Source organism: Verrucomicrobiia bacterium, assembly GCA_036268055.1.
GTDB lineage: Bacteria > Verrucomicrobiota > Verrucomicrobiia > Limisphaerales > Pedosphaeraceae > DATAUW01.
The window spans coordinates 225,356-239,496 of record DATAUW010000011.1 but is presented as its reverse complement, the minus strand read 5'-3'; the positions used below and the strand labels follow the sequence as shown (position 1 = coordinate 239,496).

The following is a 14,141-nucleotide window of genomic DNA, read 5'->3' as shown; positions in this document are numbered from 1 at the left end:
AAATCAAGCCCTCGTTGAAACTGTAGCGGCGGTCCATGGCCGCCGTTTTAATGCGAGGGCGAGCGTACTCGCGAGCCGTAACTATTTCCCCAGCTTAAAATTCACCCATGCGGAAATTAGTCACCGCTCGCACACGCAATAAAATACCGCAAAAACTCCCGCGCTTCTTCTCCCTCTCCTGCAACGAAGTTGCGGGGGAGGGCCGGGGAGGGGGCGCGCTTGATGATGCACCGTGTGCCGAGTCTCAACGAAGATTATTTAACTATCGCCCTGCAAAGATAATCAAAAATGACTCGGCTTGCGCTCAAGAAATTTCCCGCGCCCAACCTTCCCCACAAATTTCCCCTCCCGCACCGCGACTTCTCCGCGCACAGTCACCACGCTCGGACGCCCCTCAAGCTTCCATCCTTCAAACGCGCTGTAATCCACATTCATCATCTGCGTCTTCGCTGAAATCGTGCCGCGATAATTCGGATCATAAACCACGAGATCGGCATCGCTGCCCGGCTGGATCGTGCCTTTGCGCGGGAACAAATCGAACAGCTTCGCGACCTGTGTGCTGCCCACATTCACGAACGTATGCAAATCAATCTTCCCCGTTTTCACTCCATGCGTGTAAAGCAAATTGACGCGTTCCTCCAGCGACGGAATGCCATTGGGAATCTTCGTGAAATCATCTTTGCCCATTGGTTTCTGGCCGTTGAAATCAAATGGCGCATGGTCCGTCGCGACTGTATTCACCAAACCGGAACGCAGACCATTCCACAACACCGTTTGATTTTTCACATCGCGCAGCGGCGGCGACATCACGTATTTCGCGCCCTCAAAATTCGGTTTCTCCGCGTAACTTTTATCGAGCACGAGATATTGGATCAGCGTCTCGACATTGACGCGCACGCCGCGTTCGCGCGCCGCAATCGCTTCCTTCAACGCCTCTTCACAGCTCAAATGCACGATGTAAGTCGCCGCGCCCGTGATTTCCGCGAACGTCATCAAGTGGTGCACGCCTTCGGCTTCCACGATCGGCGGACGGCTCTCGTGATGTTGCGCCGGATCGGTCTTGCCCGCCGCGAGCAATTCTTTTTGCCGCTCCGCCACGAGCGTTTCGTTTTCGCAATGCGCCGTCACGATGACACCCAACTCCTTCGCGAGCTTGAGCGTGCGATACAACTCCGCATCGTCAATCCCGAACGCGCCTTTGTACGCCAGAAAAATTTTGAACGAACTGATGCCGCGGCGCACGATTTCGCGCAGTTGCTTTTCCGTGTTCGCGTCGAACTTCGTCACGCCCATGTGAAACGTAAAGTCGCACGCCGATTTTCCCGCCGCCTGCGACATCCACAATTCAAATCCCGCCAGCGCCTCGTCCTGCCGCGCCGGGCAGCACATCTCGATCAGCGTCGTCGTGCCGCCCGCGAGCGCGGCCTTGCTGCCCGTCTCGTAGGTGTCCTTCGAATACGTGCCCATGAACGGCAGATATATATGCACGTGCGGATCAATGAACCCGGGAAAGACAAATTTGCCGGTGGCATCAATCACCTCGGCGCCCGCGGGCGCGGCGATATTGCGATCAATCCGCGTGATGGTTTCGCCTTCGCAAAAAATATCCGCGACGTAGCGTTCGCTGGCCGTGACGATCTCGCCATTTTTTATCAAGAGCGACATAATTCAGGGGGTTGCCGGTTTTTTCTTGGTTTGATAAATGTCCCAATAAAGCACGCGTTTCGCTTCAGGATCCAGCTTGAGATAGCAGTTGTCCGCCCCGGCGATAATGATGCCGCTCATCAATTTCTTGCCGCGCAATGGCGCCAGAATATCGTGGCGTTTCTGCATCTCTTCCGACCACTTGGGACCTCGCAGCGAAAGCGAAATCTGTTCCTTCAAAAAATCAAGATAGCTTTGATTGAGAACATGCTGATCAATGCTTCGGGCATTGCCAACATTTTCCCGAACCCACGCCGGCAACTCATCCGCCGCCAGCACTATTTGATGGAATTGCGCCGCGTCCTCACCTGGCACGGCCGTTCCTCGTTTTGCTCAGATCCGATCTGATCTTTCTGGTATTATTTTTTCCACACATCCCCCACACCTTCGCTAAACCAGCGCGTCGTGACAACTTTTTGTTGCGTAAAAAATTGCACGCCTTCGCGCCCTTGGATGTGCAGATCGCCGTAGAAGGAATCGTCCCAACCCGTGAACGCGAACATCGCCATCGTCGCGGGCACACCCACGTTGATGCCTACCATGCCGGCCTTCACGCGATGCTTGAACTCCCGCGCCGCCATGCCGGAATTTGTGAAAATGCTCGCGCCGTTGCCGAAAGAAGATTTGTTCGCCTGCGCAATCGCCTGGTCAAGATCCTCCATGCGCATGACATTCAACACCGGCCCAAAAACTTCCTCCCGCGCCAGCGTCATCGTCGTTTGCACATTATCCACGACCGTTGCGCCGACGAAAAAACCCTTGGGCGCGTCGGGAATTTTCACCTCGCGCCCATCGCAAACCAGCTTCGCGCCTTCCTTCTCACCGCTGGCCAGTAAACTCAAAACGCGGTCGCGATGCTGCGCGGTGATGACCGGCCCCATGTCCGGCTGCGCCGCGCGGTCCGTCGGGCCAACCTTGATGGCGCGCGCCGCTTCGATCAGCGCGGGCATCAAACGCTCCGCCGCCTTGCCGACCGGCAGCGCCGTCGAACCCGCCATGCAACGCTCGCCCGCGCAACCAAACGCCGCCGTCGCGAGATTCTCCACGCTCTTCCCCATATCCGCATCCGGCATGATGACGATGTAATTTTTCGCGCCGCCATTGGCCTGAACGCGTTTGCCATTGCGCGTCCCGGTTTCGTAAATGTATTTCGCAATCGGCGACGAACCGACAAACGAAATCGCGCGCACCTGCGGATGCGTGAGCAAGGCGTCCACGCAGTCGCGCCCGCCGTGAACGATATTGAAAACGCCCTTCGGCAAGCCCGCCTGCTCCAGCAGTTCGCCCAGCAGGATCGCGCTCAACGGAACTTTTTCGCTCGGCTTGAGCACAAACGTATTTCCGCAGGCGATGGCCACCGGAAACATCCATAGCGGAACCATCAGCGGAAAATTAAACGGCGTGATGCCCGCACAAACGCCCAGCGGCTGATGATGCGTCTCGCAATCCACCCCGCGCGCGAGATTCTCCAGCGTGTCGCCCATGAGCAGCGAAGGGATGCCGCAAGCGTATTCAATATTTTCGATGCCGCGAAAAACACTGCCGCGCGCCTCGGCGTGAGTCTTGCCGTGCTCACGCGTAACCACCTGGCAAAGCTTGTCGAAATTTTGCTCGACCAGTTGGCGCAAACGGAAGAACACCCGCGCGCGCTCGACCGGCGGCGTATCGCGCCACGCCGGAAACGCCGCCGCCGCCGCCTCCACTGCCGCCTTGACATCCGCCGCCGTGCCGACCGGACATTCAGCGATGACCTCGCCAGTGGAAGGATTAAAAACCGGCGTCGTCGCGCCGCCCGTCGCGGCGCGCCATTCGCCGCCAATAAAATGCGGGCAAGGTGTAAGAGTGCTCATAATTCAATTATTCTAAATTAAAAAATCCCGATCACAAATTTTTGATTCATGCTTTTGACTTGATACGTCATTACGGTTTGGCTCTGGCGTGCCCACACCGAAATAATTAAACAAAACCATGCATAACCTTCCGAAGACGATCGCATGTATGGTTGAAAGCAACGGTTTGAATTAGGTTCATGATGAATTACAGTTCGCGACTATTTTTACATTTGTCGAGAGCGCCCACCAACCGAGCGCTTCTCATTAACCCCTCGCTTCAGCGAGGGGACCACCGACGCGCGCGACGCAGAAACCGTTTTAACAGTTTCCTCCCCGCGCCAAACCAACCCATACACCTTCACAAACCGCTCATACTCTTCAGCGAAAGACTTGGTGCGATGATGCTCCGCCTGGTCGGATATATACTCAGCAACGCGCGCCACATCCGATTGCGAAACCGAGAAGGCGCCATAACCTTTTCCCCACGCAAATTTCCCACGAATCAGGTTGCTTGAGTTGATCCAATGCGACGAAGCGCCTTTGAATAATTGCGCCGCGTCCTCAATGGTCATATTCGTTGGAAGATCAATCAATGTATGGACGTGATCGGCATTCACGAAATTTATTTTCATGTACAGCCCCTTGTCCCGCGCATATTGAGTCAGGAAGTCGGAAACTTTCACCGCCGCGCCCGGCGGCAGCAGACGCTCACGAGCATGCGTGGCCCACACTAGATGGAGCCAGCAACGCGAGTAGGAGTTGTGTGACATGGGTAGGGAAACCGTTAAAACGGTTTCTGCGTCACGCGCTCGTGCGACCCCCACCTAAAGCTGGGGGTTAATGAGAAGCGTTGGATGAACATGCGCGACACTACAAATCGCGATTTCCAAAAGTATTGCGTAGCAGACGAATCTATTTGGTTTTCCTTAAATCTCATTTGTAAGCGGTTTTCTCACAGACCTTTTATTCGCCACAACACAGACAACGATAAGTTGCCGCCTTTTCCATGCGCTTATCCATATTCCGAAACTCGTACACAGATTTGATTTTTTAGCCGCGCGACAGCGCATCCGACTGCTTCACGAATTCATCCCCGCGCCATTCGCCATCGGCCTTCACGACGTCTTTTTTCGGGGCGGCGGCTTTTTGCGCGGCCTTGCGTTCCTGCTGGCGTTTCACCAGGTCGGCGTGGGTCGTGAAATAATCAAGGCTCTTGCCCTTGAAATCCGCGAGCGTTTCAAATTGATGCTTCTCCATGAACGCGAGCAATTCCTCGCACATCGGCTTCACGCATTCGTAGCCGAATTTCATCACGCCCGTGCAAACCTGCACCGTGTCCGAGCCCAGCAAAATAAATTGCGCCGCGTCGTTCCCGCTCTCGACCCCGCCAAGGCCCGACAGCGAACGCCCGGGAAATTCGTGGCGAATCACCTGCGCGATTTCCATCACCATCCGCAGCGCGATCGGTTTCACCGCCTTGCACGAATAACCGCCCGGCGTCGTGTAACCTTCCACGCTCGGCTCGGGTCGCAGCGTATCCAGATTCACGCCGATGACACTGCGGATCGTGTTGATCGCGCTGATGCCCGTCACGCCGCCACGCAAGGCCGCGCGCGTTGGGTCTTCGATGTGCGTGACGTTCGGCGTCATCTTCGCCCACACCGGTATCTTCGCCGCCTTCATCACCCAGCCGCAAACTTCCTCCAGCACGTCCGGGTCCTGCCCCATCGCCGCGCCCATCTTGCGTTCCGGCAAACCGTGCGGGCACGAAAAATTCAACTCAAACGCATCCACGCCCACGTTCTGGCAGCGCTCCACAATTTCCACCCACGCGTCCTTGCGATATTCCTCCATGATGGAAGCGATGAGGATGCGATCGGGAAATTGGTCTTTGCATTTTTTAAATTCGTCCTCCCAAAGCTTGAACGGCCGGTCGCTGATCAACTCGATATTTTCCCAGCCCACAACTTCGCCGCTTTGCGCGAGCAATTTTCCATAACGCGGCGTGACGTTGACGACCTTCGAAGCATCCAGGCTCACGGTCTTCGCGATGACCGCGCCCCAGCCTTCCTGGAACGCCTTGAAGATCACGTTGAGGTTCGTGCCGGGCGGGCCGGAGCCGATGACAAAGGGATTCGGCAATTTTAATCCGTCAACGGTCGTGGCAAGGGTTGGCATAGATTTAGTCTTTCAATTTTTGATTTGCTAAAGCATTTTTTACTCGCGGGCCGCACCGGCAACGGCCTATCTATGGCATAAGGGAAGGCCGAAGGAAAGAAAATCAGTTGCGCTCGCGAAAATAATTATTACGCATACATACTAAAATTTCCTCAAATTCCATGAGCGCTTCTCTCGATCCCAAACGCACTGTCGCCGAACTCAAAGAGCTTCGCGCCCTCACCGGCGATGCCCACGGCGCGCAGCGTGTCGCCTTCACCAAGACCTGGCTCACCGCCCGCGCGTGGCTCAAGGAAAAGCTCGCCGCCTTGCCCGTGCAAACGCACACCGATGCCGCCGGCAATTTGTGGACCACCCTTGTCGGCGCGAGCGAACGCGCCTTGCTCATTGGCGGCCACATTGATTCCGTCCCCAACGGCGGCTGGCTCGACGGCTGTTTGAATGTCATGGCCGGTGTCGAAATTTTGCGCCGCATCCATTCGCAATATGACGGCAAACCGCCCATCACCATTCGCCTCGTGGATTGGGCGGATGAAGAAGGCGCGCGCTTCGGCAAAAGTTTGTTCGGCTCGTCCGCTTGTTCCGGCACGTTGAATATGGACGAGGCGCGCGGCTTGAAAGATAAGGACGGCATTCGCCTGCCCGATGCGCTCAAGGAAATCGGCGTGGACTTCGAGCGCGTGAAAGACAGCCATCGCGAACTGAGCCAGGCGGCGGCGTATTTGGAATTGCACATCGAGCAGGGGCCGGTGCTGCTCGATTTGGATTTGCCGCTCGGCGCGGTGCTCGGCACGTTCGGCGTCGAACGTCATGCGATCACGTTTCGCGGACAGGCCGCGCACTCCGGCAGCACGCCGATGAATCGCCGCAAGGACGCCTTTCTCGCCGCCGGAAAAATGAGCCAGGAAATTTACGCCATCGCCGCGCGCCACGGCGGCGTCTGCACGATCGGTTCCTGCACGACGAAACCCGGCATCGTCACCAGCGTCGTTGAGGAATGCCGCATCACGCTCGACCAACGCCATCTCGACGCCGCCGCGCTCGCGTTGATGTTGCGGGACGCCCGCGAGGCCAGCGAAAAATTTGCGCGCGACGGAAATGTGCAGGTCGCGTGGGACCGCCTGTGGCAAATCGAGCCGGTGTTGTTCAATCCGCAGTTGATTGAATTCTGCGACGACGCCATTCACGAGACCTGTGGCAAACGCTTTCGCCTGCCGTCGGGCCCGCTGCATGACGCCGCCGAAGTCGCGCGCGCCGGCGTGCCGACAGTGATGATGTTCGTGCAAAGCCTCCACGGCATCAGCCACAATAAAATCGAAGACACGCGCGAGGAACATTTGGAACTGTGCGTGACGGCCTTCGACAAGCTCGCGGACAAAACGATGAATTGGATTCGCAGCCACGCGTAAGCGGTGTTGGAATTTTCCAGCGGCGCGGCGTAAGGTTTATTTGCATGACTCTCAGCCAACTCAATTCCCTCGACCGCGCGGAATTTGTTTGCGTCGTCGGCCCGGTGTTCGAGCATTCGCCGTGGATTGCGGATGCGGCGTGGTCATCGCGACCGTTTGCGGATGTTGAGGCACTGAATCGCGTGATGACCGACGTGGTCGCAAAGGCGGACGACGCCAAACAAGTCGCGCTCATCCGGGCGCATCCCGATCTTGTGGGTCGTGCTGCCCTGGCGGGCACGTTGACGCCGGAATCCAATCGCGAACAGGCGAGCGCGGGCCTTGGCCAACTCAATGCGGATGAAATCGCGTTGTTCCAAAAAAATAATCAGGCGTACCGCGAGAAGTTTGACTTTCCATTTGTGATTTGCGCGCGGCTCAACAAAAAGGCAGCCATCCTCAAGGGATTTGAAATGCGCTTGAAAAATTCGCGCGAACAGGAAATCACCGCGGCGCTCACGGAGATCGGCAAGATCGCCCGCCTGCGGCTCGAAGATTTGGTTCAGAAATAAAAATATTATGCCCGGCAAATTAAGCACGCACGTTCTCGATACCGCGCACGGCTGTCCCGCGCGCGGCATGAAAATCGAACTCTGGTCGCTGGCCTCGGGTTCGCCCAAACTTTTGAAGACGATTCAAACGAATGCTGATGGCCGGAGCGACGCGCCATTGCTGGCGGCGGACGAAATGCGCGCGGGCATGTACGAATTGGTTTTTTATGTCGCGGAATATTTCGCGCAGAAAGTTGCGGTGAAGACGGACGTTCCCTTTCTTGAGCGCGTGCCGGTGCGGTTCGGCATTGCCGATGCGCAGGCTGCGTATCATGTGCCGCTGCTGGTTTCGCCGTGGGCTTACAGCACGTATCGCGGAAGTTGAGATATGAATATTAATACGCTCGCGCAAACCGTCATGCAGCGGATTGACGCGCTTGGCCGCATCAGCGAAGAGCCGGACCGTTTGACGCGCACGTTTTGTTCGCCCGCGATGCGCCAGGCGAATGACCTCGTGGCCGGCTGGATGCGCGAAGCCGGCATGACCACTTCCGAGGATGCCATCGGCAATCTCATCGGCCATTATCCCAGCCAAAACGAACGCGCGAAAACGTTTCTCCTCGGCTCGCATCTCGACACCGTTCGCGACGCCGGAAAATATGACGGCCCGCTCGGTGTCATCACCGCGATTGCGTGCGTCCAGCATTTGCGCGAACAAAAAATTCACCTGCCCTTCGCCCTTGAAGTCATCGGTTTCGCCGATGAAGAAGGCGTGCGCTATCAAACGACTTATCTCGGCAGCAAGGCGCTCGCGGGCTCGTTCAAGGCGCCGGATTTGAAACGGTTTGACGTGCGCGGCGTCACCATGAGCGAGGCGATCAGCGCGTTCGGCGGCCAGCCGGATCAACTCGCATCTGCGCGGCGCGATCCTCACCAACTGCTCGGCTACGCGGAAGTCCACATCGAACAAGGCCCGGTGCTCGAGGAAAAAAATCAACCGGTGGGCGTCGTCACCGCCATTGCCGGGCAAACCCGCATTCGCGCGCGCTTCACCGGACAAGCCGGGCATGCGGGAACCACGCCGATGTCGCTGCGCCGCGACGCGCTGGCCGCCGCCGCAGAATTGATTGTCGCCGTGGAAAAACACGCGCAGTCACAAGCCGGACTCGTGGCCACCGTTGGGCAAATCGAAGCGCAACCCGGCGCGAGCAATGTCATTCCCGGCGAAGTCATCCTGAGCATAGATGTCCGCCACGCGCAGGACCAAACTCGGCATAACGCCTGCGCGCACTTGCAGGAACTCGCTGCGCAAATCGCCGGCAAACGCCACACGCCGTTGGAATGGGAAATCGTGCACGATGTGGAATCAGTTCCGTGCTCGCATGATTTGTCCGCGTTGCTCGCGAAAGCCGCGCGGCAGCATCTCATGGGCGTCATCGAACTTCCCAGCGGCGCAGGCCACGATGCCGCCGTCATGGGCGACATCACGCCGGTGGCGATGCTCTTCGTCCGCTGCAAAGGCGGCATCAGCCATCATCCCGACGAGTCGGTGACGGTCGAAGATGTCGCGGTGGCGATTGCGGTGATGAATAACTTTCTTCTGCTGCTGGCAAATCCGCAAAAGCTGCCTTCGCGCTGAGCGTTAAATCATATTATAGTATAATATGGGCAAACTCGATTTAATCCTGCGCGGCGGAACGGTCGTCACGCCCACTGAGTTGCGATCAGTGGACGTCGGCGTGGCCGGCGGGAAAATCGTCGCGCTCGAACCGAATCTTACCGCGTCGGGCAAAGCGGAAATCAATGCGTCTGGCCTCCACGTTTTTCCGGGCGTGATTGATGCCCATGTTCATTTCAACGAACCCGGCCGCGCGGAATGGGAAGGCCTCGCCACGGGTTCGCAATCGCTCGCTGCCGGTGGCGGCACGCTTTTTTTCGATATGCCGCTCAACGCGCATCCGCCGACCGTGGATGCCGCCAGCTTCGATCTGAAACTTGCCGCCGCGCGCGCCAGTTCGCTGGTGGACTTCGCGTTTTGGGGCGGATTGGTTCCCGGCAACGTGGACAAGCTCGGCGAACTTGCCGAACGCGGCGTCATCGGTTTCAAGGCTTTCATGTCGAACAGCGGCATCGAGGATTTTGCGAGCGTGGACGACACGACCTTGCGCGAAGGCATGAAGCGCGCCGCGCAGTTAAAAAAAATTGTCGCCGTGCACGCCGAAAGCGAAAGGTTGACCAGTGAGTTGACCGCGAAACAATTACGCGCCGGCAAAACCAGCATTCGCGATTATCTCATTTCGCGTCCGATCGCCGCGGAGCTTGAAGCGATCCGCCGCGCGATTGCGATTGCGGGTGAAACCGGTTGCGCGCTGCACATCGTCCATGTAAGCAGCGGCAAAGGCGTCGCGCTGGTGGCCAAGGCGCGCGCGATGGGCGCGGACGTGACGTGTGAAACCTGCCCGCATTATCTGGTGCTCACGGAAGATGACGTGCTCAAGCTCGGCGCGGTGGCGAAATGCGCGCCGCCGTTGCGGATGGCCACCGTTCAACGCACCCTGTGGCATCACGTCGCCACCGAACACGTCACGACCATCGGCTCCGATCATTCGCCCGCGCCGCCGGACATGAAACGCGACGCGAACTTTTTCAAAGTGTGGGGCGGAATTTCCGGCGCGCAGCACACGCTGCCGCTGTTGATCACGGAAGGCCACGTGCAGCGGGAGATCGCGTTGCCGCTGCTGGCGAGGATGCTTTCGTTCAATGTCGCGCAACGCTTCAATCTGCCGGAACGCAAAGGCGCGATTAAAATCGGCGGCGATGCCGACCTCGCGCTCGTGGATTTGGCGGCGGAATTTACCGTGGAACAAAAAGATTTATTTTATCGCCATAAGCAGAGTCCTTACGTGGGCCGCAAGCTGCGCGGCAAGGTGGCGCAGACGTTCGTGCGCGGTCGCACGGTATTTAAAGATGGAAAAATCACGGCAAAGGCTTTAGGAGAATTGGTCAGACCGTGAAATCGCAACCCAATGGAGAACGCAAATGACTGAATTGTTTGGTGCAACGCGCAATGTGGTGAAAGACCGTTATGCCCTGCTCACACCGAGCGGCTTCGTGCCGAGCATGCTGCCGGGCTGGGAAAATGTGACCTGCAACGTGCTTATCTCGCCGGCGATGGGCGCGCGCTTTTGCCAGTTTCTCATTACCCTGGGCAAAGAGGGTCAGGGCCGGGGCAACACGGGCGACACCGAATATTTTGTCTATGTCATCGAAGGCAACGCGAGCGTGACGTTTAACTCCAAACGCAATCGCCTCGAAGCGGGCAGTTTCGTTTACGTGCCGCCCGGCAAGGATATTCACTTTCACGGCTCTGACGCAAAGCTGCTGATCTTTCAAAAAATTTATGTGCCGCTCGCGGGCTCAGCCGTGCCGGACACGATCATCGGCCACCAGCGCGAAGTAAAAGGCCAGCCATTTCTCGGCAATGAAGACGCGCGCCTTCAGGTGTTGCTTTACGACGATCCCAGGTTCGATATGGCCGTGAATATTTTTACGTATCAACCGGGAGCGACGCTGCCATTCGTCGAGACGCACGTGATGGAGCACGGCCTCCTGATGCTTTCCGGCCAGGGCGTTTATCGCCTTGGCTGCGATTATCATCCGGTGCAAACGAACGACGTGATCTGGATGGCGCCCTACTGTCCGCAATGGTTTGTCGCAATGGGTAAAACTCCCGCGAGCTATATTTATTACAAAGACGTGAATCGCGATCCGATGTGAGTTGCGATGAGTTCCTCTTTGAAAATTGACGGCGCGCGGTTGCAGAAACAGATTGATGATCTGGCGGCGATTTCCGCCGCGCCCGCGCCGGTCGTGACGCGCGTGCTTTTTTCCGAAGCCGATTTGCGCGCGCGCGAATTCGTCAAAAATTTGTGCCGCGAAGCGCAACTCGCCATTCGCGAAGATGCGGTCGGAAATATTTTTGCGCGCTGGAATGGCGCTGACCCTTCACTCGCGCCGGTCGCCACCGGTTCGCACATTGACGCCATCCCAAACGCCGGACGCTATGATGGAGTCGTCGGCGTGCTCGGCGCAATCGAAGCGATTCGCGCGCTGCAAGCCGCGGGCATCCAACCGAAACGCGGCATCGAATTAATCGTGTTCACCGCGGAAGAGCCGACACGATTTGGCATCGGTTGTCTCGGCAGCCGCATGCTCGCGGGCGCGATGTCGCTGGAAAAAGCCGCATCGTTGCGCGATCCGGATGGAAAAACTTTGGAGGAATTGCGCGGCGCGGCGGGATTTGGCGGCAAGGATTTGCGCACCGTGCGACTCGCGCCAAAAACGTACGCGGGCTTTGTCGAGTTGCACATCGAGCAGGGGCCTTTGCTCGAGCAGGAAAATTTGCCCATCGGCGTCGTGGAAAAAATCGCCGCGCCGAGCACGCTTCGCGCGCAACTGACCGGAGTCGGCGGGCACGCGGGCGCGATGCTCATGCCGATCCGCCACGACGCCTTGCTCGCCGCCGCCGAGATCGCGCTGGACGTGGAACAGGCGGCGTTGACGAGCGGCAGCCCGGACACGGTCGGCACAACGGGAGTGTTGCGCATCGAACCCGGCGCAGTGAATAGCGTGCCGTGCCGCGCGTGGATGGAAATAGATTTTCGCGATACCCAACTCGCCACGCGCGACGCCGCCCTGGCGCGCATCGAAAAAAATGCGGCGCAGATTTGTGCGCGACGCGGCGTCACTCTTGCGCTGGAACGATTGAACGTGGACGCCCCTGCCATTTGCGATGCGCAACTGGTCGCAACCGTCGCCGCCGCTGGCGCGCAACTTGGCTTGCCCGTCAAAAAAATGATCAGCCGCGCGTATCACGATTCGCTATTCATGGCGCAGATTTGCCCGACCACGATGATCTTCATCCCCTGCCGCGGCGGTGTGAGCCATCGTCCGGACGAATATTCCTCGCCGGAACAAATTGAGCGCGGAGTGCAGGTGCTGGCCTTGACCCTCGCTGAATTGGTGAAATAACGCGGCCTTACGGATAGATCAATCGCACGCGATAAAAGATTTGGCCAGTGTTTGTGCTGAAGTTATCCAGATATTGATAATCGCCGCTCGTCATCGTGAAATAGAAAAGCGGCGTCCAGGTCGCGAGGTCGCTAGAAATATCAATCGCGTAATTCCCATTCGTCTGCCCGGCCAAATCCAACACCACCCCGCCGCTCGTCATACTAATACTCTTGAACTGGGGCGGCGTGGGCAGCACTGGATTTGAAAACTGTGCCGTCGCAATTCCCAAATCCATATTTGTCGTGCGAGTCTGGCAGCTATAGAAACTCACGCCGTGATAACCACCCGCGCTGGCCGGATTTTTGTCGCCCTTGAGACTGGCCACGAAATCCGTGATGTCCGCCGCCACTTCAGTGCCCAGAAGCGAAGCCGATTGCCCGATGGGAATGATCGGTTTGATCGCCTGCCGATTGGTGCCGGTCAATCCATTTTGCCAGGTGGTCCACACGGTATCCATGTCCGCCACCATTTGCGGTGGCGTATCGCCGTAATACTGCCAATAATCCTGGGGCATCGCGGCATCGCAATAACGTCCGAACACCGTTGCGGGAAAATTCGGATGCTGCGCAACATTCACCACGTCATAGATCGGCGCGAAAGCGAGGAACGTATTGGGATAGCGCGCGCGAATACCGGCGCAATATTGCTGCGCGGCGGTGGATTGGCCGGACGCGTCATATTCGCTTTCGGCATCCATGATAAAACCGTCCGCGCCTTGGTCGAGACTCGAAAGCGCGGCATTGATTTCGCCCGGCACATTTGTCCCGCCATAAATGTAAGCCCAGCCGAAAATTTTCAAACCCGCCGCATGGGCTTGCGCGATTAGGGTGGCGTTGAATTGCGACCAGCTATTAGTGTCAGCGCCGTCGGCGCATTTGACCGTGATCCATTGCATGCCCAGGCCGGCTTCATAATTGACAAGCTCCTGCGTCGAGGAAATACCCAATCGTGCCTCTGCTCGGCCCAGTTGGTAGATCCAATCGCCCTTGCCAAGGTTCATGGGATTGACGCCATGATCCAGTGTCTGCGCCAAAACCTTAAAACCGGTGAAAGCAACCGCAATTAACAGGGCGGCCCGCAGAAAACGCGGTTCAAAAGCGTTGAAAAAATGGCGCCCCGATAGATTCATGCTGGGCGGTGACTGTGGCGAAGGTTTGGGGCAATTTCAAAAGGGTATTCGCCAAATGCAAGCCGCTTGCGCAACTTTTGAATAATTAACGGGTTCCGATTGTCTTATACTCATTCGGGAATTGGAAGGGTGCGCCCGTGGTGTCTCTTGCCGAAATGCGCTTGTGCGCTTGGCGCAAAGACTTACGTTTCGCTTGGGAAAAGCCACCGCGCCCGTTAATTTTTAATACCTTGTGTTTGACTACTTGGCCTTCACCTGAGACAATGGGGGGCTGTTGTTGTCTCTC

Annotated in this window: 13 protein-coding genes; 7 read left to right on the top strand and 6 right to left on the bottom strand. The window is 57.5% G+C overall.

The genetic code is table 11. The annotated features are described in order from the left end of the window. Positions 1–282 precede the first annotated feature (282 nt). From hydA to preA, 5 genes are all read right to left on the bottom strand, one after another. Positions 283–1,665, bottom strand: coding sequence for a dihydropyrimidinase (gene hydA / locus VH413_05510; GenBank protein ID HEX3798140.1), 1,383 nt, complete (start codon positions 1,663–1,665; stop codon positions 283–285). 3 nt (positions 1,666–1,668) lie between these two features. Further along, positions 1,669–2,019: a hypothetical protein gene (locus VH413_05505; GenBank protein HEX3798139.1), complete on the bottom strand. Its 351-nt coding sequence runs from the start codon at positions 2,017–2,019 to the stop codon at positions 1,669–1,671. Between the two features lie 44 nt (positions 2,020–2,063). Next, positions 2,064–3,554, bottom strand: a complete 1,491-nt coding sequence (locus tag VH413_05500) for a CoA-acylating methylmalonate-semialdehyde dehydrogenase (GenBank protein HEX3798138.1) — start codon at positions 3,552–3,554, stop codon at positions 2,064–2,066. Positions 3,555–3,760: 206 nt separating this feature from the next. Further along, positions 3,761–4,306: an IS200/IS605 family transposase gene (tnpA, locus tag VH413_05495; protein HEX3798137.1), complete on the bottom strand. Its 546-nt coding sequence runs from the start codon at positions 4,304–4,306 to the stop codon at positions 3,761–3,763. Between the two features lie 280 nt (positions 4,307–4,586). Continuing rightward, positions 4,587–5,714: an NAD-dependent dihydropyrimidine dehydrogenase subunit PreA gene (preA, locus tag VH413_05490; GenBank protein HEX3798136.1), complete on the bottom strand. Its 1,128-nt coding sequence runs from the start codon at positions 5,712–5,714 to the stop codon at positions 4,587–4,589. Positions 5,715–5,875: 161 nt separating this feature from the next. On the opposite strand from preA, the gene VH413_05485 reads away from it, so the two are divergent. The 7 genes from VH413_05485 to VH413_05455 are packed head-to-tail and all read left to right on the top strand — an operon-like array spanning position 5,876 to position 12,684. Further along, positions 5,876–7,123 (top strand): Zn-dependent hydrolase, encoded by a 1,248-nt coding sequence (locus VH413_05485; GenBank protein ID HEX3798135.1) that lies wholly within the window; start codon positions 5,876–5,878, stop codon positions 7,121–7,123. 44 nt (positions 7,124–7,167) lie between these two features. Continuing rightward, on the top strand, positions 7,168–7,674 hold the full coding sequence (uraD, locus tag VH413_05480) for a 2-oxo-4-hydroxy-4-carboxy-5-ureidoimidazoline decarboxylase (GenBank protein ID HEX3798134.1): 507 nt from the start codon (positions 7,168–7,170) through the stop codon (positions 7,672–7,674). A gap of 7 nt (positions 7,675–7,681) precedes the next feature. Beyond that, entirely contained in the window at positions 7,682–8,038 is a 357-nt protein-coding gene (gene uraH, locus VH413_05475; protein HEX3798133.1) for a hydroxyisourate hydrolase, read from the top strand. A gap of 3 nt (positions 8,039–8,041) precedes the next feature. Then, positions 8,042–9,292: an allantoate amidohydrolase gene (locus tag VH413_05470; protein ID HEX3798132.1), complete on the top strand. Its 1,251-nt coding sequence runs from the start codon at positions 8,042–8,044 to the stop codon at positions 9,290–9,292. 25 nt (positions 9,293–9,317) lie between these two features. Continuing rightward, positions 9,318–10,667, top strand: coding sequence for an allantoinase (locus VH413_05465; GenBank protein HEX3798131.1), 1,350 nt, complete (start codon positions 9,318–9,320; stop codon positions 10,665–10,667). 25 nt (positions 10,668–10,692) lie between these two features. After that, positions 10,693–11,430, top strand: coding sequence for a (S)-ureidoglycine aminohydrolase (gene allE, locus VH413_05460; protein HEX3798130.1), 738 nt, complete (start codon positions 10,693–10,695; stop codon positions 11,428–11,430). Positions 11,431–11,436: 6 nt separating this feature from the next. After that, positions 11,437–12,684, top strand: a complete 1,248-nt coding sequence (locus VH413_05455; GenBank protein HEX3798129.1) for a M20 family metallo-hydrolase — start codon at positions 11,437–11,439, stop codon at positions 12,682–12,684. A 7-nt stretch (positions 12,685–12,691) separates the two neighbouring features. Here VH413_05455 and VH413_05450 read toward each other — a convergent pair whose 3' ends face one another. Further along, positions 12,692–13,759: a hypothetical protein gene (locus VH413_05450; GenBank protein ID HEX3798128.1), complete on the bottom strand. Its 1,068-nt coding sequence runs from the start codon at positions 13,757–13,759 to the stop codon at positions 12,692–12,694. Between the last annotated feature and the right edge of the window lie 382 nt (positions 13,760–14,141).